The organism is Candidatus Tectomicrobia bacterium, from assembly GCA_016192135.1.
GTDB lineage: Bacteria > UBA8248 > UBA8248 > UBA8248 > UBA8248 > 2-12-FULL-69-37.
Genome location: JACPUR010000021.1, coordinates 38,718 through 57,121, shown reverse-complemented (window position 1 = coordinate 57,121; position 18,404 = coordinate 38,718). Strand labels below are relative to the sequence as shown.

Annotated in this window: 19 protein-coding genes; 9 read left to right on the top strand and 10 right to left on the bottom strand. The window is 70.3% G+C overall.

From position 1 onward, the window contains the following. Nucleotides 1-4 precede the first annotated feature (4 nt). The 6 genes from HYZ11_10260 to HYZ11_10235 all read right to left on the bottom strand — a co-directional run bounded on the left by HYZ11_10260 (nucleotide 5) and on the right by HYZ11_10235 (nucleotide 5,356). Nucleotides 5-808 carry an alpha/beta fold hydrolase gene (locus tag HYZ11_10260; protein ID MBI3127977.1) on the bottom strand — a complete coding sequence of 268 codons (804 nt, stop codon included), beginning with the start codon at nucleotides 806-808 and terminating at the stop codon, nucleotides 5-7. Nucleotides 809-818: 10 nt separating this feature from the next. Next, nucleotides 819-1,832, bottom strand: a complete 1,014-nt coding sequence (locus HYZ11_10255) for a Gfo/Idh/MocA family oxidoreductase (GenBank protein ID MBI3127976.1) — start codon at nucleotides 1,830-1,832, stop codon at nucleotides 819-821. 67 nt (nucleotides 1,833-1,899) lie between these two features. Then, on the bottom strand, nucleotides 1,900-3,390 hold the full coding sequence (locus HYZ11_10250) for a tripartite tricarboxylate transporter permease (protein ID MBI3127975.1): 1,491 nt from the start codon (nucleotides 3,388-3,390) through the stop codon (nucleotides 1,900-1,902). Further along, nucleotides 3,387-3,848 (bottom strand): tripartite tricarboxylate transporter TctB family protein, encoded by a 462-nt coding sequence (locus tag HYZ11_10245; GenBank protein ID MBI3127974.1) that lies wholly within the window; start codon nucleotides 3,846-3,848, stop codon nucleotides 3,387-3,389. Before HYZ11_10245 ends, HYZ11_10250 begins: the two co-directional genes overlap by 4 nt. Before the next feature lie 45 nt (nucleotides 3,849-3,893). Further along, a complete protein-coding gene (locus HYZ11_10240) occupies nucleotides 3,894-4,865 on the bottom strand; it encodes a tripartite tricarboxylate transporter substrate binding protein (GenBank protein ID MBI3127973.1) in 972 nt (323 codons plus the stop codon). 44 nt (nucleotides 4,866-4,909) lie between these two features. Continuing rightward, nucleotides 4,910-5,356, bottom strand: coding sequence for a heme-binding protein (locus HYZ11_10235; GenBank protein ID MBI3127972.1), 447 nt, complete (start codon nucleotides 5,354-5,356; stop codon nucleotides 4,910-4,912). Nucleotides 5,357-5,629: 273 nt separating this feature from the next. On the opposite strand from HYZ11_10235, the gene HYZ11_10230 reads away from it, so the two are divergent. Beyond that, nucleotides 5,630-6,421: a hypothetical protein gene (locus HYZ11_10230; GenBank protein ID MBI3127971.1), complete on the top strand. Its 792-nt coding sequence runs from the start codon at nucleotides 5,630-5,632 to the stop codon at nucleotides 6,419-6,421. A 3-nt stretch (nucleotides 6,422-6,424) separates the two neighbouring features. Here the strand turns inward: HYZ11_10230 and HYZ11_10225 are convergent, their stop codons facing one another. From HYZ11_10225 to HYZ11_10215, 3 genes are read right to left on the bottom strand one after another with little or no spacing between them, the layout of a single operon-like run. After that, nucleotides 6,425-7,228 carry an alpha/beta fold hydrolase gene (locus HYZ11_10225; GenBank protein MBI3127970.1) on the bottom strand — a complete coding sequence of 268 codons (804 nt, stop codon included), beginning with the start codon at nucleotides 7,226-7,228 and terminating at the stop codon, nucleotides 6,425-6,427. Nucleotides 7,229-7,270: 42 nt separating this feature from the next. Continuing rightward, complete coding sequence (gene queG / locus HYZ11_10220; GenBank protein MBI3127969.1) at nucleotides 7,271-8,512, bottom strand: tRNA epoxyqueuosine(34) reductase QueG; 1,242 nt, start codon at nucleotides 8,510-8,512, stop codon at nucleotides 7,271-7,273. Continuing rightward, the gene (locus HYZ11_10215; GenBank protein MBI3127968.1) at nucleotides 8,512-9,267 is read right to left on the bottom strand and encodes a methyltransferase domain-containing protein; all 756 of its coding nucleotides are present in this window, start codon (nucleotides 9,265-9,267) and stop codon (nucleotides 8,512-8,514) included. The genes queG and HYZ11_10215 overlap by 1 nt, the downstream gene beginning before the upstream one ends. A gap of 219 nt (nucleotides 9,268-9,486) precedes the next feature. Between HYZ11_10215 and HYZ11_10210 the strand changes: the two genes are divergently transcribed. Further along, nucleotides 9,487-10,218: a TVP38/TMEM64 family protein gene (locus HYZ11_10210; GenBank protein ID MBI3127967.1), complete on the top strand. Its 732-nt coding sequence runs from the start codon at nucleotides 9,487-9,489 to the stop codon at nucleotides 10,216-10,218. A 1-nt stretch (nucleotide 10,219) separates the two neighbouring features. Here the strand turns inward: HYZ11_10210 and HYZ11_10205 are convergent, their stop codons facing one another. Continuing rightward, the gene (locus HYZ11_10205; GenBank protein ID MBI3127966.1) at nucleotides 10,220-11,104 is read right to left on the bottom strand and encodes an AEC family transporter; all 885 of its coding nucleotides are present in this window, start codon (nucleotides 11,102-11,104) and stop codon (nucleotides 10,220-10,222) included. A 158-nt stretch (nucleotides 11,105-11,262) separates the two neighbouring features. Between HYZ11_10205 and HYZ11_10200 the strand changes: the two genes are divergently transcribed. The 7 genes from HYZ11_10200 (at nucleotide 11,263) to HYZ11_10170 (ending at nucleotide 18,397) form a co-directional block, all read left to right on the top strand. Continuing rightward, nucleotides 11,263-11,700, top strand: a complete 438-nt coding sequence (locus HYZ11_10200) for a VOC family protein (protein MBI3127965.1) — start codon at nucleotides 11,263-11,265, stop codon at nucleotides 11,698-11,700. 103 nt (nucleotides 11,701-11,803) lie between these two features. Further along, entirely contained in the window at nucleotides 11,804-12,706 is a 903-nt protein-coding gene (locus HYZ11_10195; GenBank protein MBI3127964.1) for a LysR family transcriptional regulator, read from the top strand. 146 nt (nucleotides 12,707-12,852) lie between these two features. Further along, nucleotides 12,853-13,275, top strand: coding sequence for a hypothetical protein (locus HYZ11_10190; protein MBI3127963.1), 423 nt, complete (start codon nucleotides 12,853-12,855; stop codon nucleotides 13,273-13,275). Nucleotides 13,276-13,408: 133 nt separating this feature from the next. Then, nucleotides 13,409-13,870 (top strand): cytochrome c, encoded by a 462-nt coding sequence (locus HYZ11_10185; GenBank protein MBI3127962.1) that lies wholly within the window; start codon nucleotides 13,409-13,411, stop codon nucleotides 13,868-13,870. Continuing rightward, nucleotides 13,870-14,370, top strand: a complete 501-nt coding sequence (locus tag HYZ11_10180) for a hypothetical protein (protein MBI3127961.1) — start codon at nucleotides 13,870-13,872, stop codon at nucleotides 14,368-14,370. The genes HYZ11_10185 and HYZ11_10180 overlap by 1 nt, the downstream gene beginning before the upstream one ends. Before the next feature lie 632 nt (nucleotides 14,371-15,002). Continuing rightward, the gene (locus HYZ11_10175) at nucleotides 15,003-16,715 is read left to right on the top strand and encodes a CocE/NonD family hydrolase (protein MBI3127960.1); all 1,713 of its coding nucleotides are present in this window, start codon (nucleotides 15,003-15,005) and stop codon (nucleotides 16,713-16,715) included. Between the two features lie 152 nt (nucleotides 16,716-16,867). Continuing rightward, nucleotides 16,868-18,397 carry a pyruvate carboxylase subunit B gene (locus tag HYZ11_10170; GenBank protein MBI3127959.1) on the top strand — a complete coding sequence of 510 codons (1,530 nt, stop codon included), beginning with the start codon at nucleotides 16,868-16,870 and terminating at the stop codon, nucleotides 18,395-18,397. Nucleotides 18,398-18,404: the final 7 nt, after the last annotated feature.

The following is an 18,404-nucleotide window of genomic DNA, read 5'->3' as shown; positions in this document are numbered from 1 at the left end:
AGATTCAGGCTTTCCCTTCGATTTCCGCCAGAAAGGCGTCCACCGCCGCGTTCCACTCCTTGTGGCTACGCCGGTAGCTGTAGTGCCCTCCCTCCTCCAGCACGACCAGCTTCGACCCCTGGATGATGCGGTTGAGGTCCTGCGAGAAGTAGGGCGGCGTGAGCGCGTCGTCCTTCGCGGCGATGATGAGAGAGGGCTTCCGGATGCGGCTGAGGTCCGCCGTCCGGTCGTGGTTCAGGGTCATGTCCAGGCGGGCGGCGATGACCTCGACGGGCGCGATGGTTTCCTTCTGGCGCCGCTCGAGGGCGAGGAGGTTGTGGTACATGTGGCGGAACTGCGTCCAGCCGCAGGTCCACAGCGAGCTGAACTTGATGTACTCCTCCTGCCCGTAGGCCAGCGCGATCTGCTTGCGCGAGGTCTGCAGGCGGGTCATGTAGGGATCGGCGCGCGTCCAGGTGTTGGTGAAGATGCAGCAGCGCAGCCGCCCCGGGTGGTCCAGGGCCAGGTGCTGCAGCACGCAGCCCCCCGTCGAGGTGCCCGCCACGTGGGCGCGCTCGACGCCCAGGGCGTCCAGCAGGGCGATGGCGTCCTTGGCGATGAGCTCGGTGGAGTAGGCGTTCTCGGGCTTGTCGCTCTCGCCCGTGCCCCGGTGGTCGAAGGTGATACAGCGGTATCGCTTCGAGAAGTGGGGGACCTGGAAGTCCCAGGCGTCCAGCAGCCCCATCAGGCCGGGGATGAACAGGAAGGCGTCGCCTGTGCCGGCCTCCGCGTAGTTGAGATGCAGCTCTCCGGCCTTGATCCGGGGCATGGCGGTCTCCTCACTCCGCGTCCGAGGCCAGGATTTCGGCGATCTCCACCCGCCGGCCCTCCCGGGCGGAGCGCACCCCCGCGCGGATGACCGCGAGGGAGAGGACGGCCTTCTCCCCGTCCACCTCGGGCGTGGCCTTCCCGCGGACGCAGGCGGCGAACTCCTCGAGCTCCTCGACGATGGTATCGTTCTTCTCGCAGGGGACCGGCTGGGGCGGCCCCTCCTTGCGGTAGAGCACCCGGAGGCCGTCGAAGAGGGTGTAGAAGGCGGTCGCCTCCTTCCCGTAGATGTTCATCAGGTAGTACTCGGAGGCCGACGCGTAGCTCGCCGTCAGGTTCGAGACGGCCCCGCACTCGTGCTCCAGGATGAGGTTGGCGACGTCCGGGTTCTCCCCGGGGAGCACGAGCTGGGCCGTGCGGGCCGAGACGGCCCGGATGGGACCCATCAGGTACTCCAGGATGTCGATGTAGTGAATGCCGATCTGGAGCATCACCCCGCCCGGCATGGCGTCGGCCTGGTAGCGCCAGTGGCCCGGCTCGAACTGCCCCTCCCGGTCGCGGCTGATGTTCCCCTCGGCCTGGACAAGCTGCCCGAACTTCCCCGCCTCGATGGCCTTCTTCACCCAGCGGAAGTGGCTCTCCCTCCGCCGTTGGTAGCCCACCGAGAGCACGACGCCCGCCTCCCGGCAGGCTTTGGCGAGCGCGCGCCCGTCCGCCACGGTGTGGGCGATGGGCTTGTCGAGGAAGATGTGCTTCCCGGCCTCGGCGGCCGCCCGGGCCGTCTCCAGGTGCGCGTGGTTGGGGGTGGTGTTGACGATGGCCTCTATCTCGGGGTCCCGGAGGATTTCCTCGTAGGAGCCGGCCGCCCGGCAACCGTACTTCCGGGCGAACGCCCCGCGCTTCTCCGCCGAGCGGGTGAAGCACGAGACGATCTCGAGCCTGTCCGTGCGCTGGATGGCGTCGGCCAGCACGTCCGACCACCAGCCCATGCCGATGGACGCCACGCGGACGGGCTGCACGCTCACCGGATTTCCCTCCTCGAGTTAATTTGCGCGGCGAGATTAGCAGGATCGCGCCGGCCCCGCCACTCGCCTATGCCCGCGCGGCGCGGGCCCTCCGCTCCTGGACGAACGGCCAGACGAACGTGACGGCGGAGAGGATCAGGAACCCCAGGCTGATGGGGGACGTGAAGAAGACGCTGGGGTCTCCCTGGGAGGCGGTGAGGGCGACGCGCAGGTTCTCCTCGAGCGGGCGCCCCAGCACGAGGGCCAGGATGAGGGGGACGACGGGCATCTCCAGCCTCTGCATCAGGAGCCCGAGCAGGCCGAAGGCCAGCATCACGTAGATGTCGAAGAAGGAGTTCCTGAGGGCGAAGCTCCCGATGGTGCAAAGCACGGCGATCGCCGGGATCAGGACCGCCTTGGGCGCGTCGAGCACCTTCACGAGGAGCCGCACCCCCAGCAGGGCGATGGCCAGGGTGAAGACGTTGGACCAGAAGAAGGAGAACATGATGGTGTAGGCGAAATCCGGCCGCTCGATGAAGAGCATGGGCCCGGGGGCCAGGCCGTGCACGAGGAGCGCCCCGATGAGGATGGCCGTCACCGGGTCGCCGGGAATCCCCAGGGTCATCATCGGGATGAGGGCCCCCCCGCAGACGGCGTTGTTCCCGGCCTCGGGCGCGGCGACTCCCTCGATGCAGCCCGTGCCGAACCTCTCGGGATGCCGGCTGAATTTCTTGGAGTAGTCGTAGCTCAGGAAGGCCGCGATCGGCCCCCCCGTGCCGGGCAGGATGCCGATGAAAGTCCCCACCACGGAGCCGATGAGGGAGGGCAGGGCCATCTCCCTGCAGTGGCGCAGCTTCGGATAGATGGAGCCGAAGCGGGAGAGGGCCTCCGCCTTTCCCGTCCTCTTGAGGCCCTCCAGGATGCCCTCCGCGAGCTGGGGGATGGCGAAGAGGCCGATGAGGGCCGTGAGGAAGTGAACGCCCTGGAGGAGGTGGACGCTGCCGAAGGTGTAGCGCGCCGTCCCCATCACCGGGTCCTGGCCCACGGTCACGAGCATCAGGCCGAGGAGCCCCGAGAGAAGGCCCTTCACGACGGACCTCACCGCGAAGCTCGAGATGATGGTGAGGCCGAAGAAGACGAGGCTGAAGAGATCCTGGGCGCGGAACTTGAGGGCCACGGCCGCGAGCTGGGGCGCGATCAGGAACAGGCAGGCGAGGCTGAACATCCCGCCGAAGAAGCTCGAGAAGATGGAGGCGCCCAGGGCCAAGCCCGCCTCCCCCCGCCGGGCCATCCGGTGCCCGTCGAGCCCCGTGGCCGACGCCGAGGGCGTGCCCGGAATGTTGAGGAGGATGGCCGAGAAGCTCCCCCCCGTCATCCCGCCCGAATAGATGCCCAGCAGGAGCGAGATGGCGACGTGGGGGCCCATCACAAAGGTGAGCGGGAGCACGATGATGATGCCGGAGCTGATTGTAACCCCGGGCAGCATCCCCGCGATCAGCCCGATGAGGGCGCCGCAGGCCATCGCCACCAGGGCCTCCGGGGCGCTCGCGCTCAGGAACCCGTCCAGGACCGGGTTCATGGACCGAAGTCGGGGGCGGCGGGGATGGGGACGCCGAAGAGGGACTGGAACATCAGGTACAGGAAGGCCGTCATCCCCGCCGACCAGGCCAGGATGTAGAGCGGCCGCTTCTCCCCGGCGGCCAGCATCAGCGCCGCGCAGGCCGGCGGCGTCGCCAGGAGGAAACCCAGGAAGGGGAGGATCCCGAGATAGGCGGCGAAGGCGAGGAGGGCGGCGGCGACCCGCCCGGCGGAGCTGTCCGCCGCTCCCGGCCGGGGGGGCGCGGCCGGCGGGGCCGTGAGCCCCTGCGCGAGAAGAACGCAGGAGAGACCGAGGAAGCACAGGGTCAGGACCCAGGGAAAAAAGGAGGGGCCCGGCACGTTTCCCACCATCCGGAGGGGGAGCTGCGCCGTCAGGTAGGCGTAGACGGCCCCGAAGGCGAGGAAGGCGAGGCTCGCGGTGATGTTCTTGGTCCGCATGAGGGTCCCGATACCGCAGCGAAAGGAACGGGGGCCCGGCCGGGGCTACTTCGCCTTGCTCCGGTACAGGCCCGCTTCCTTCAGGATGCCCTTGACCAGCTTGTCCATCTCGTCGAGGTAGGGGTTGAACTCCTTCTCGTCCATGACATCCACGGTGAAGCCCGCCTTCTTGGAGAAGTCCTGGAAGGCCTTGGATTTCGCCGCCGCGACCATCGCCTTGTAGAGCCTGTCCTTCACCTCGGCCGGAGTGCCCTTGGGCACACTCAACCCCCGGAAGAGATCGATTACCACCGGGTAACCCAGGTCCTTGGCGGTGGGCGCGTCCGGGACGAGCGGGTTCCGCCTCGGGCTGGGGACCGCCAGGATGCGGATCTGCTTCGCCTGGGCGAGCTTGATGATGCCCGTCAGCGGGCCCACCATCGCGTCCACCTCGCCGCTCAGGACGGAGGCGTTGCGCCGCTTCACCCCCACCGGGACGTGAATCGGCTTGCACCCGGTCGCGTTCGCCAGCGCCACCGCGGCGATGTGCGTGCCGCTGCCCGGGCCCGCGTTCGCGATCTTGAGCGTGTTGGGCTTCTGCTTGCACTCCGCGACGAAGTCCTTGAACGTCTTCCACCGGGAATCGGCCTTCACGGCGAAGGGCATGGGCTGGTACTCCACCCGGCCGATGTTGTCGAAGGCGTCGTGGTCGAAGGGGACGTTGCCGATGTTGGTCGTGGTGAGGACGGAGATGGAGTTCCACATCACGGTGTAACCGTCCGGCCTGGCGTTCTTGACGTGGGTGTAGGCGAGGGCGCCGCCCGCCCCTTCCTTATTGACCGGGACCACCGGCTTCCCGAGCGCCTTGGTCATCTCCTGGGCGAGCAGCCTCCCCTCGACGTCGGCGCTGTCGCCCGCCGCGAACGGGACGATGAGCTCGATCGGCTTCTCGGGATACGCCGCCCCGGCGGCCGCGCTCCAGGCGCACAACGCGAAGGCGGCCCAAAGGGCCGGCCACGTCCGGCACGTCCTGCTCATGTCGATCCTCCTTGTCGGAGATCCGCCCCCGCGGGGGGGCGGGATCAGCCGATTCGAAAGCCCGCGCCCACCGCCTCGACGGCCGCCCGCGCGATGGCCTCGTCCTGGGCCCAGTCCCCACCGCTCACCCCGATCCCGCCGACGCACTCCCCGTCCACGACGACGGGGAAGCCTCCCTCCGTCGCCGTCCAGCGGCCCGGGCCCGCCGCGAGGGCCAGGCCCAGCGCGTGGAGGGTGTCGAGGTCCTGCCCCTGGGCGCCCTTGGTCGTGGTGGGGCGCTTGTTCGAGGCGGCGGTCACCGCCTTGGTGGTCGAGGAATGGACGGTGTGGAAGCGGCCGCCGTCCATCCGCTCGAGCACCAGGAGGTGGCCCCCGGCGTCCACGATGGCCACCGTGACGGCGATTCCGAACTCCTCGGCCTTGCCGATCGCCGCCGCGAGCATCTGCTTGGCGCCTCGCGTCGTGAGGCGCCGGGCGGGGGCGAAGGGCATGGGGTCGCATCCTCCGGATGCCGCGCTTCCCCGCCGCGCCGCTTGTGCGGGCGGGATGCCCGCCTGGGGGCCGGCGCGGAAGGCTGGGTCCTGCGGCGCCGCCGGCTGGGCCGCGGCCGGGTGGGCCGGAAAAGTCGTGAGAGAATCAATCTACGGGCGCCGCTTGGTGATGTCAATCGAAGCGCTCGCGTGAAGCCGCCGGGATGAGTGGTATAAGCTATCGGCTTTCGCGCCGGGGGCGGCTCGCTGGGGGCGGCGTTGAGGGATGGTGGGATGGTTTCGGAGAATCCAAAAGAGGAGCTTCGCCGCTTCCTCGGCGAGATCGCGCGCGAGGCGGGGGACCTCGCCATGAGCTTTTTCGGGCGCGTGCGGATGGAGGCCAAGGGCGAGAGCGTCGTCTCGGAAGCGGACCGGGCCGTGGAGCGCCACCTCGTCTCGCGCATCCGCTCCCGTTATCCGGGCGACTACATCCTCGCCGAGGAGAGCGGCGTGAACGGCTCGGCGCGCCCCGGTTCCGCCACCCGGTGGTGGACCATCGACCCCATCGACGGCACCGGTCCCTACCTCAGCCGCCTGCCCTTCTGGTCCGTCTCGGTGGCCTGCCTGCGCGGCCCCCGGGTCGAGGGCGCGGCCGTCAACATGGCCGCCCTGGGCGAGATGCTCACCGCGGTCGAGGGGGAGGAGGCCCTGCGCAACGGCGGGCCGCTCGCGCCCCTGGACCCGGAGCCGCCGGGTCCGCACGCCTACCTCTTCGTCCCCTGCCGCGAGGTCGAGGGGCTGCGCATCGGCTACGAGGGGAGGCGGCTCTCGCTCGCCGCCGCCTCCGTGGCCCTGGCCTACACCGCCTTGGGCTCGGCCTGCGGCACCGTGCTGGAGCCCAATTGCGCCTACGACTTCGCCCCGGCGGCCTTCATCCTTGAGCGCGCGGGGGGAAAGGTCGGATATCCGTCGGGGAAGAAGGTGGACTACGCCGAGCTGGCCGACGGGCGCCTCGCGCCCGAGCCCGTGGTGGCCGCCCCGGCCGCGCAATGGGACCGGCTCCGGAAGCTGGTCCGGTGGGGCTGAGACCTACATCCACATCCCGGCGCGCTGCATGAGCTGGTCGAGCGCGAAGGACACCCGGTCCGGCGCCTCGACGGGGGCCATGTGCCCCGAGCCCTCGATCACGTCGAAGGCCGAATCCGCCAGCCCCTCGTGCAGCTCCCGCATCGCCTGAACGGGGACGAGCTGGTCCTTCTCCCCGGCCACCACCGCGCACGGCACCCGGATCTCCCCCAGGCGGGGCGTCATGTCCTCGCGCTGCCGCATGGCGTCGAGGAGCGCGCAGAGGTTCCGCGGGAGCTGGGACGCGATCGCGCGGCGGTGCTTCCCGGGACCCCCGGCCCCGGAGGCCAGGTAAGCGGACGAGAAGAGCATCGGCACGAACTTGCTGGCGAAGGCCTCCGAGCCCTCGTCGTCGATGAACCGCATGTTCGCCAAGCGTGCCTTCTGCTGCTCCTCGTTGTCGGCCCCGGCCCGGGTGCAGACGAAGGCCGCCGCCCGGACCTTGAGCGGATGGCGCACCGCCATCTGCGCGAGGACGTAGCCGCCCATCGAGAAGCCGGCCACGGCGGCGGCGGGGATGTCGAGCGCCATGAGGAGGCCCGCCGCGTCGTCCGCCATCTGCTCGATGGAGATCTGCACGCCCGGGTTCTCGGTCGCGCCCAGCCCGCGCAGGTCGGGGACGATGAGCCGGTAGCTGCGCGCGAGCGCCTCCACCTGCGCGTCCCACATGGTGCGGTCCAGCGAGAAGCCGTGGAGCAGCAGGAGCGGCGCTCCGCTCCCCGCCTCGTCGAACGAGATGCGGATGCCGTTGGCGCGGACGGATCTCATCGGTTCCTCCGGTCGTGCGCAGGGCGCCCGCGTGGTGCGGCCTCAGCGGGCGGGGTGGGAGTTCCCGTTCGTCCCGGGGCCGCCCGCCGGGGGCAGGACGGGCAGCCGGACCGAGGGCAGGTCCCCCAGGGCCAGCTCGATCTCCTCGTGGACCCACGGGTCGCGCTCCCGCCCCAGGCGCTCCTCCAGGACGGGGCGGATGGCCTCGCCGCCCAGCCTCCGCCCGATGCGCCCCAGCGCCCAGGCGGCGTGACCCCGGGCGAGGGGCTCGCGGTGGCGCAGGGCGCGCAGCAGGGGCGCGACCGCCTCGCCGCCCCCTGTGTTGCCGATGGCGACCGCCACGTTGCGGAGGAAGCCGTCGTAGCGCGAGCGCATGACGGGGGTCCCGCGGAAGCGCCTGTGGAAGGCTTTCTCGTCCATCTCCAGGAGGGCGAGCAGGTCGGGCGACTGCGCGCCCGGCCGGGGGGCGAAGCGGGGCTCGGCGGCCGGGGGGGCGTCCGTGTTCCAGGGGCAGACCTCCTGGCAGATGTCGCAGCCGAAGAAGTGGTCGCCCACCAGCGGGCGCAGCTCGCGAGGCATGGGCCCGCGCAACTCGATGGTGAGGTAGGAGATGCACCGCCGCGCGTCCACCACGCCCGGCGCCACGATGGCGCCCGTGGGGCAGGCCTCGATGCAGCGGACGCAGGTGCCGCAGTGATCCTCCCCGAAGGGGGCGTCGGCGGGCAGGGGCCGGTTGAGGAGGAGGACGCCCAGGAAGAAGTAGCTGCCCAGGGATCGGTTCAGCAGGAGGGAGTTCTTGCCGTGCCAGCCCAGGCCGGCCCGGACCGCGAGGTCCCGCTCCAGGATGGGCCCGGTGTCCACGTAGCTCCGGCCGTCGACGCCGGGGTCGAGCTCCCGGAGGTCCCGCAGCACGCGCAGGAGGCGCTTCTTGAGGAACTTGTGGTAGTCCCCGCCGTGGGCGTAGGAGGCGATCCGGCCCGGCAAGGCGGCGGGCGGTTCGTGCATTTTCTCTCCGCGGTAGCGGATGGCAACGACCAGGGCGCACCGGGTCGCGGGCCACACGCGCCGCAGGTCGGAGCGCGCCTCGGGGTTGCGGCGCAGGTAGGCCATCTCTCCCTCGTAGCCGAGCCTGAGCCACTCGAGGTAGCGCCCGTGCGCCTCGCCCAGCTCCGGGGGGGCGATGCCGGCCAGGTCGAAGCCGTGGCGGCGGGCGAGCGACTTGGCCGCCAGGGCCAATTCCTCCGGCGAAAGCTCCGCCACCGCCGAGGCGGGCCGCAGGTCCATCACGCGCGCTCCTTCCGCGCGACGCACTGGAGCTGGGCGCGGACGGTGAGGGTGGCTCCCCCCTGCCTGAGATAGGACATCAAGGCGTCCCAGCGGCCGTCCTCCCGCCAGCGGGGGACGGCGCGGCCGCCCTGGAAGAGGTCCTCCTCCGCCTCGCGCGGGGCCCGGAAGCGGAGCACGGTCGTCTCCAGGCGGCGGAAGAGGGGGATGAAGCCCAAGGAAGCGAGGAGCCGTTCGGCCTCCTCCTCCCCGAGGGCGAAGCGGCTCGGCCGGCCCGTCTCGCTCCAGAGCGCAGGATGGAGGGCGGCGAAGGCGAAGACGCCCCCCTTCGGCAGCGCCCGCGCGGCCCGCTCGGCGATGGCGGGGCTCATGCATAGGTGGGCGGTCACGATTCCGGGGGCGCGGCCCCCCAGGAAGGCCTCGTACTCCTGGCTCTCGATGTCTCCCCGGACGAAGCGGGCGCCCCCGAGGCCAAGACGTGAGGCCTGCTCGCGCGCCTCGGCGAGCGGCGCCTCCTCGCGGTCCACTCCGACGGACCATCCGGCGGGGAACCACCGGCAGGCGAGGGCCCACGTCATCCGCCCCCGGCCGCACCCCGCGTCCAGGTGCCCCGCCCCGGGCGGCATGGCCTCCCGCACGGCGTCGAGCCAGGCCTCCCCGATCCGCGCGTGCAGGCCCGGGCGATCCTCTCCGGCCGCGAACGTGCGGACGCTCGTCTCGCGCTGCCAGGCGGCCTGGGCCGGGGTGACGGCCATGGACTCTCTCCTTCTCGGGCGCGGGCCGGAGGCCAACGTTACGCCGCCCTTCCGTCATCGCGGGCAGGGCAGGCGCCCCCGCGGGATCCGCGCCGGATGGGTGATCTTGATCGGTGGCTTCCCGTGCGTCAAGAAGAGAGGGCCGAGGGCGGCGGGGAGGGCTTTGACGCTGGCCGTCCGATGGGTACTAATCCAGGAAAGTCCGGATCGGGAGGGGAGATGGCCGGGGGGAACGGGGGGACGGAGAACGGCCTGCGCCGCCGCCGGCGCATCTTCTGGGCGGTGGCCGCGGGCGCGCTTCTCCTCGCGGCCGGGGGCCTCTACTTCGGACGCGAGATCGCCGACGGCGTCCAGTACCTCATCCGGCTCCAGGGGCGGCGGGAGAGATTCCGCCTCTGGATCAACTCCTACGGCGCCTGGGGCCCCCTGGTGTTCATCGGGCTCCAGGTGCTCCAGGTGGTTTTCTCTCCCATCCCCGGCGAGGTCACCGGCTTCCTGGGCGGCTACGTGTTCGGGGTGTGGACCTCCACTGTCTACAGCACCGTCGGCCTGAGCCTGGGGAGCTGGATCTGCTTTCTCCTGGGCCGGTGGCTTGGCCGGCCCTTCGTCGAGAAGCTCATCTCCCGCGCCGTCCTGGACAAGTTCGACTTCCTCGTCGCAGGCCGGGGCGCCTTCCTGGCCTTCGTCTTCTTCTCCATCCCCGGTTTTCCCAAGGACTACATGTGCTACCTGCTGGGCCTGAGCCCCCTGAGCACGCGGACGTTCCTCCTGGTGGCCACGTTCGGCCGCATCCCGGGGACGATCATGCTGAGCCTCCAGGGAGCGAACCTCTACGACGAGAGGTACGATCTCGTGGCGGGTATCTTCATCGGCGCCCTCGTCGTGATCCTGCTCTTCTGGTACTTCGCCGAGCCCATCCGGCTGTGGCTGCGGAGGAAGGCGGAAGGGTGAGTCAGGCGAGCTGGAGGTAGAGAAGGACGAGGGGCGTCGTGAGCAGGCTGGCCGCCGTGCCGGTGAAGACGATGGAGGCGGCGAGCGGGCCCTCCTGGCCGTAGCGCTCCGCGAAGATGTAGTTGAGGATGGCCGGCGGGCTGCAGGAGACGAGGAAGAGGGCCGCCCGCGCCGTCTCCTCGAGCGCGAAGACCCGGGCGATCCCCCAGGCCGTCAGGAAGCCCAGGCCGAACCTCAGCCCCACCGTGAACAGGCTCAGCCTCAGGTCGGAGATCCGGATCGATCGCAGCCGGTAGCCCAGGGCGAACAGCTCCAGCGGGAACATCCCCCGGCCCGCGATGTGGGTGAAGCTCAGGAGGAAGGCCGGCACGGGCAGGGCGAGCATCGAGACGAGGATGCCCGCTCCCGATGCGTAGAGAGAGGGCATGCGCAGGGGCTCCATCGTCTGGGAGCGCCCCCCGTGGAGCATGATGCCCAATGTGAAGACGATGAACACGTTGGGGATGGAGAGGAGCACCACCTGGGCCAGCCCCGCCTCCCCGAAGGCGAGCAGGGCCAGCGGGTAGGGCAGCGAGACCGTGTTCATGATCATGACCGAGGGCACGAAGGCGCGCGAGCGGATGCCCGCAGCCCGGCGGACGGCCAGGGCGGCGGCCCCCGGGATGAGCTGGATGGCCAGGGAGAAGCCCATCGCCCGGATGAGCTCCCCCGCGTCGAAGCGCTGGCGGGCGAGGGCGTCGAACATGAGGGCGGGCCCCATCAGGAAGAGGATGAGGTCGGTGATGAACCGGGGGTCGAGCTTCCGCCAGCGGCCGTAGGTGAAGCCGGCCCCCATGAGCGCCAGGACGGGGAACATGATCTCGGCGACGCGGAGGAGAGCGGCCATGCGCCTTTCACCGAAGGAAACCGGGAGGACGGGTGCGGGCCGAGTATAGCGGGGGCCTCCCGGCGCGTACAGGAGGCGCGGAGCCGATTGCGGGGCCGCCCCGGCGGGGGGTAGCCTTCCCGAAATTCAGGGGCTGATCTTTCGGAGGAGAGGGGCAGATGCCGGCGATGGACCACATCGGATACGCCGTCCGCGACGCGGACGGCAAGCGGGGGATGATGGAGAAGCTGCTCGGGTTCACCTTCCTCGAGCGCAAGGTGTACGAGCGGCCCGGCAACACCTCGAGGCTCGACTTCTACGAATGCCAGGGCGCCGTCCTCGAGCTCCTGGAGAACAGCAACCCCGAGGCCCCGGCCAACAAGTTCATCGCCGCCCGGGGCGAGGGACTGCACCACATCTGCTTCCGGGTGGACGACCTCCGCGCCGTCATGGCCGAGTGGGAGGGGAAGGGCGTGAAGTTCACCCTCAGGCCCCTCTTCGGCTCGCGCGGGGGCATCATCACCTTCACCGATCCCTCGACCACCGGAGGGCTCGCCATCGAGCTCGTCCAATACCTCAAGGCGGGCGAGCCCGTCCCGGACTGGGCGCAGAAATAAGCCCGGCCCCCGGCGAAAGCCGCTGCGCCCCCTTTGATAAGAATAGGGAAAGGCGATACATTGGGGCCGAGTCAGAGGAAATGAGAATGGCTGGAGGCGCCCCATGGACATCCGGCAGCTCGAGGTCTTCTGCCAGGTCATGAAGTCGGGGAGCTTCTCCCGGGCGGCGAAGGCGCTCGGCCTCTCCCAGCCCACCGCCAGCGAGCACATCAAGACCCTCGAAGAGGAGCTGGGCGCCCGGCTCTTCGACCGCCTGGGCCGCCGCGTCCAGCCCACGCGCGCCGGGGCGCTCCTCCAGGCGCACGCCCAGCGGATCCTCCAGGAGCGGGAGCGGGCCAAGGCGGCCATCGAGGATTTCCTGGGCATCGTGAAGGGCCACCTCTCTCTCGGGGCCAGCACCATCCCCGGGGGATTCCTCCTGCCGGGCCTGCTCGGCGGCTTCAAGAAGCGCTACCCGGAGACCACGGTCAGCATCCGGATACTGGACTCGGGCCGGGTGGCGGGCGGGGTGATCGAGGGGGAGTTCCAGATCGGCTTCACCGGGGCCCGCCACTCGAACGCGCAGCTTGTCTACCGCCTCTTCGCCCGGGACGAGCTTCTCCTGGCCGTCCCCCCCGGTCACCCCCTGGCCGGGAAGCGGTGCATCCGCGCCGAGGACCTGGCGGGGGAGAAGCTGATCGTGCGCGAGGAGGGCTCGGGCACCCGGTCGGTGGCCGAGGAGCGGCTGCGCGAGCTGGGCTTCGAGATGCGGCCCGGCCAGGTGGCCGCCGTGCTGGGGAACCCCCAGGCCGTCCGCACCGCCCTCAAGGCGGGGGTGGGGGTGGCCATCGTCTCCCGCTTCGCCGTGGCCGAGGACCTGGCGGGCGGGGCGCTCCGCGAGGTGGAGATCCAGGGCTTCGAATGCATCCGGGAGTTCTACTCCGTCGTCCACAAGGCCCGCAGCCTGAGCCCCCTGGCCCGGGGCTTCCTGGATTACGCCCACGCCGCCGCCCCGAACGGTGCCTGAGGCATTTTTTTCCACCTCCCGCTCGGGCCGCCTTTATTTAAGTATTTGAAATTAAATGCATTACACAAATACGCCCGGGGCATGGGATTTGCTTTTCCGAACGCCTGGGAACGTGCGGGAGGCCGCACGGCCGGGGGAGGGCAAGCATGAAACCTGCATGGGGGTGGCGGTCGGTGGCGCTGGCCCTCCTGGCCTCGTTCCTGGGGGCCTGCGCGGGGCCTGAGCCGTGGAAGGCCCGGGAGGAGCTGGTCCCCTCGACCCCGGTGGTGCTCCGCGCGGTGCCCCGGCACGTCCAGTTCGCCCCCGTGAGCGAGTGGGTCTACCTCTGGGACCGCCCGGGCGGCCCCGGCGCCCGGGCCCTGCGCATCGCCCGGGTGCCCCACCTGACGGAGGCGGTCATGCTCGCGGTCGAGCCGCCCGACCCGCCCGCCTCGGAGTATTGGGCGATGATCGGCGCCGACGCCCCGGAGCGGCAGCCGGTGCGCTGGGTGCGGGTGGCGACGCCGCAGGGAGAAGGCTGGGTGCGCCGGGAGTTCGTGGAGCCCCGGGAGTTCGTGGAGCCCCGGTAGTTCGTAGGGCCGGGGGAGCGGCCCCGGCGGGCGAATCTCCCGATTGACAGTCCGTTTCCCCCCTGCATACGATATCCGCCGCGAGGGAGGCCCGCGCCTCCCCTTTCTTTTTCTATGCGTCGGAGGGATTTTCGTGCGCACTCGGCGGCTCATGCTCGCGCCGGCGGTGGCGGCCTTCTTCGTCCTGGCGGCCGGCCCCGTGGCCCGGGGGGCGGACCCGGCCCAGGTGCAGAAAGAGCGTCTCGACACCATGAAGGCGATCAACCAGGCCATGCGCGAGATCAAGGTTTATACCGGAAAGGGCGACTTCCCCCAGGTCCTCGCGGCCGCGAACCGCGTGGCCGGGCTCGTCGCCAAAATCCCCTCGCTCAGCCCCGAGGGGAGCAACGTGGGCAAGACGCGCATCAAGCCCGAGGTGTGGAAGAACTTCGGCCACTACAAGGAGCTGGCGGAGACGTCGGTCCAGGCGGCCCGGGCGCTCGCCGGGGCGGCCGGGAAGAAGGACCGCGCCGCCGTGGCCAAGGCCTTCGCCGCCCTCGGCGACAGCTGCAAGACCTGCCACGACCCGTACCGCCTCCCCAAGAAGGAGGACTGATGCCCCGCCGCGCCCTCCTGCTCCTGCCCGCCCTGCTCCTCGCGGCCTGCGCGGGCCTTGAGGTGGGGCCCCAGGTCCCCGGGCGCCAGGGGCTCGCCCGCGCCCTGGACCGGATCGAGTCCGCCGCCGCCTGGGGCAACTGGCCGCTCGTCCTCCAGTCTTTCTATCTCCCCGAGCACGCCGAGGAGGTGAAGCGCGCCTTCGGCGGGGACGCCTCTAAGTGGTTCAGGGCCGGGGGCGAGCTCGGCACCCTCGCGGCCGGGGAGGCGGGCCGGGGCCCCCGCATCTGCCCCCTGGCCTTCCGGGAGAAGCATTTTTCCCCCCGCTTCGAGCCCCACTACGTCGTCTACTACCGCATCCAGATGGAACCCTGCGCCGAGCTCCTGAGCGGGGAGGCCCCGCCGGCCCTGGCGGCCGGCCAGATGGAGTGGGGCTTCGAGATCGAGGCCCGGCGCTGGGTGCACCTGCGCGCCCTCGGGAAGGACTCCGCCAAGCCCTAGCGGCGCCGCCGGTTTTTCATGTTTGGCGTTATTATCCGTTACTATGCGGCACCAGCCGCGGCCGCCCTCCTCTTCGCCCTGAGCGCCCTCGCTCCCCTGCGGGCGCGGTAAGACCGGGAGAAAAAACGGGGCTTTATCCCCTCTTTATCCCTCAATAAGCGTTACTAGCCGTTACTCGCCTCCACCCTCCTGCCGGTGAAAAGGGGTTTTCCCATCAATTCGCGGGACTTCGCGAGACGGGCATCCGGCGCATCCCGATCTGTAGGGCGGGGTTTTCCCCCTCTCCCTCCGGGAGAGGGTTGGGGTGAGGGCCATCCACCGGCGGCGTCCCCCCTCACCCTGCCCTCTCCCGGAGGGAGAGGGGAAAACAGGGCCGCCCCTACGAATAGGCGGCCGCCACCGCGCCCCCAATCCAACATACCCCCTCCCGCCGCGCCGCCCGCTACCGCAATTTCGCGCAATTTCGCGCAAATCGCGCCATTTTCGTGCCCGGGGCGATTTTTCAAACCCCGGCCGGGGCGGCTAGAATCCCCCCATCGAGCCGAAACCATCCCCCACGGCGGTCCTTCCGTGCGTTTTCCAGTAGGAGGAGAGAGATGAACGACATCATGCGGAGCGAGATCCGGGACGGCATGCGGATCGACTGGGACGCCCCCGTCCCCATGGAGGACGGCGTGGTGCTGCGAGCCGACGTCTTCCGGCCCATGGACGAGGGCAAGAAATACCCCGTCATCATGACCTACGGCCCCTACGCCAAGGGCCTCGCCTACCAGGAGGGCTACAAGACGGTCTGGGAGATCTTCTCCCGCGACCATCCCGAGGCCATCGCGGGCTCCTCGAACAAGTACCAGAACTGGGAGGTGGTGGACCCCGAGAAGTGGGTGCCGGACGGCTACGTCTGCGTCCGGGTGGACTCGCGCGGCGCGGGCCGCTCGCCCGGCTACATGGAGATCTGGTCCCCGCGCGAGACCCAGGACTTCGCCCAGTGCATCGAGTGGGCCGGGGTCCAGCCCTGGAGCAACGGGAAGGTGGGGCTGAACGGCATCTCCTACTACGCCATGAACCAGTGGATGGTGGCGGCGCTCCAGCCCAGGCACCTGGCCGCCATGTGCGCCTGGGAGGGCGCGGCGGACTTCTACCGCGACGTGAGCCACCAGGGGGGCATCTTCAGCACCTTCTGCGCCGACTGGTACGACACCCAGGTGCGCACCGTGCAGCACGGCCTGGGGGAGCGCGGGCCCCGGAGCCGCGTCACGGGCGAGCTCGTCTGCGGCCCCGAGACGCTCTCCGAGGAGGAGCTCGGGCGCAACATCGACGACTACGGCGAGTCCTGCTTCGCCCATCCGCTCGACGATGAGCACTGGAAGGCGCGCACCCCGGACTGGTCCAAGGTCAAGACCCCCTTCCTCTCGGCCGCGAGCTGGGGCGGGCAGGGGCTTCACCCGCGCGGCAACTTCGAGGCCTTCTACCGCGCCGCCTCGAAGGAGAAATGGCTCGAGGCGCACGGCCTCGAGCACTGGACCCACTTCTACACCCCCTACGGCGACGCCATGCAGCGCAAGTTCTTCGGCCACTTCCTCAAGGGGGAGGACACAAGCTGGAAGAAGCAGCCCAGGGTGCTCCTCCAGGTCCGCCACGTGGGGGAGAGGTTCGCCGAGCGCCGGGAGAGCGAGTGGCCCCTCAAGCGCACCCGGTGGACCAAGTTCTACCTGAACCCGAACGAGCTGACCCTGGGCGCGAAGAAGGCCTCCGCCGGGAAGACCGCGTATGAGGGCCTGGGCGAGGGCGTCACCTTCATGATGCCCCCCTTCAAGGCCGAAACCGAGATCACCGGCCCCGCCGCGGCCAAGCTCTTCGTGTCGTCCGAGACCGAGGACGCGGACATCTTTCTCGTCCTGCGCCTCTTCACCCCGGACATGCGCGAGATCACCTTCTCGGGCACGGTCGACCCCCACACCCCCATCGGGCAGGGCTGGCTCCGGGCCTCCCACCGCAAGCTCGACAAGAAGCTCACCAGGCCCTGGCGGCCCTACCACGCGCACGACGAGAAGCAGCCCCTGAAGCCGGGGCGGGTGTACGAGCTCGACGTCGAGATCTGGCCCACCTGCATCGTGGTGCCCGCGGGCCACCGCATCGGGCTCACCGTGCGGGGCAAGGACTACGTCTATCCCGGCGAGGGCCTCAAGCTCTCGAACATGAAGATGCCCTTCACCGGCTGCGGGCCCTTCCTGCACGACGACCCGCGGGACCGCCCGCCCAGGATTTTCGGGAAGAGGGTCACCCTCCACGCGGGGGGCAGCCGGCAGCCTTACCTCCTCTTGCCGGTCATCCCGCCAAAGAGGTAAAGATATGGGGCCGGCGCCGCCCCGGCCGGGCGGCGCCGTCTCGCAGGCGAGATTGCAGGAAAACCCCTCAGGGCGCCGCGCGGCTTGGCCTTCCTCGGAAGGCTGCGGGCCGACGTGTATGTCCGGACTGTAAAAAAGTAAGGGAATCCGGCATGAATCTGGAACAGAGGGTGCGCCGGCTGGTGGAGAGCGCCGAGGTCGGCGTCACCGACACCACCCTGCGGGACGCGCCCCAGTCCCTCTGGGCCACCCGGATGCCCAACCGGCTGGCGCTGGGCATCCTCCCCGAGATCGACGCGGCCGGTTTCTTCTCCCTCGAGGCCTGGGGCGGCGCCACCTTCGACACGGCCCTGCGGTTCCTGGGCGAGGACCCCTGGGAGAACCTCGAGCGGCTCAAGGCGGCGGCCCCCAAGACTCCCCTCCAGATGCTCCTCCGGGGCCAGAACGGCGTGGGCTACGGGAAGGCGCCCAACGACGTCCTGCGCGCCTTCATCCGCGAGGCCCGGCGCGCGGGGATCGACATCTTCCGCACCTTCGACGCCATGAACGACCCCCGGAACCTCGAGAACGCCGTGCGGTTCGTGCGCGAGGCCGGGGGGCACAGCCAGGTCTGCGCCAGCTACACCGAGAGCCCCGTCCACACGCCCGAGTACTACATCGGCTTCGTGGACGATCTCGTGGAGAGGGGGCTGCTCGACCCGGAGAGCGCGGGCGAGAGCTTCTGCCTCAAGGACATGGCCGGGGTGGCCAGGCCCTCGCCCGTCGCCGCCATCGTCCGGGCGGTTCGGCGAAGATACCCCCGCCTCCTGATCCAGCTCCACTGCCACTACTCGAGCGGCCTGGCGCCCGCCGCCTACTACGCGGGGGTCGAGGCCGGGGCGAACGTGATCGATGGCGTCATCTCCCCGATGAGCCATTTCACCTCCTTCCCCGCCGTCGAGACGCTCGCGGCCATGTTCGAGGGCGCGGGGCGCGAGGTCCGCCTGGACCGGTCCCGCTTCCCGGCCATCCGCGGCTACTTCCTGCCCCACGCCGAGGCGCGCCACCTGGCGCGGTTCCAGGTGCCGCTCGACGCGGGCGTGCTCGAGCACCGCATCCCGGGCGGGATGTGGACCAACTACGTACTCCAGCTCGAGGGCATGGGGCTGGGAAATCGGATACGGGAAGTGCTGGACCGCTTCCCGGCGGTCTGGGAGAAGCTGGGCTACCCGCCTCTCGTCACCCCCACCAGCCAGGTGGTCGGGGTGGAGGTCGCCCTGAGCGTGCTGCGCGGGGAGGACTACCAGCGGCCCACCCAGGTGGTGGACTACATCAACGGCGTGTACGGGAAGCCGCTCGGAAAGCTCGATCCGGATCTCCAGAGGAAAATAGTCGGGCATAACGGCCCCGTCGACTACGAAGCCCCCATGGAGATTCCCGCCGACGCGCTTCCCCGGTGCGAGGCGGAGCTTCGCGAGAAGGGCCTCCTCCAGCGCCCGAGGGACGCCGTCACCTACGCCATGTTCCCCTCCCAGGCGGTGGCCTTCTTCCTCTGGCGGGCGGGGAAGGGCCCCTGCCCCCGGGAGAAGGAGGACCCGAGCCTGGGCCCGGCCGAGCTCCTCCGCCGCGACGCGGCGCGCGTCGCCGAGGCGCACCGCCTCCTCTTCGGGGGCTGGGGCGCCGGTGCGGTGCACATGGAGTAGGGGGATT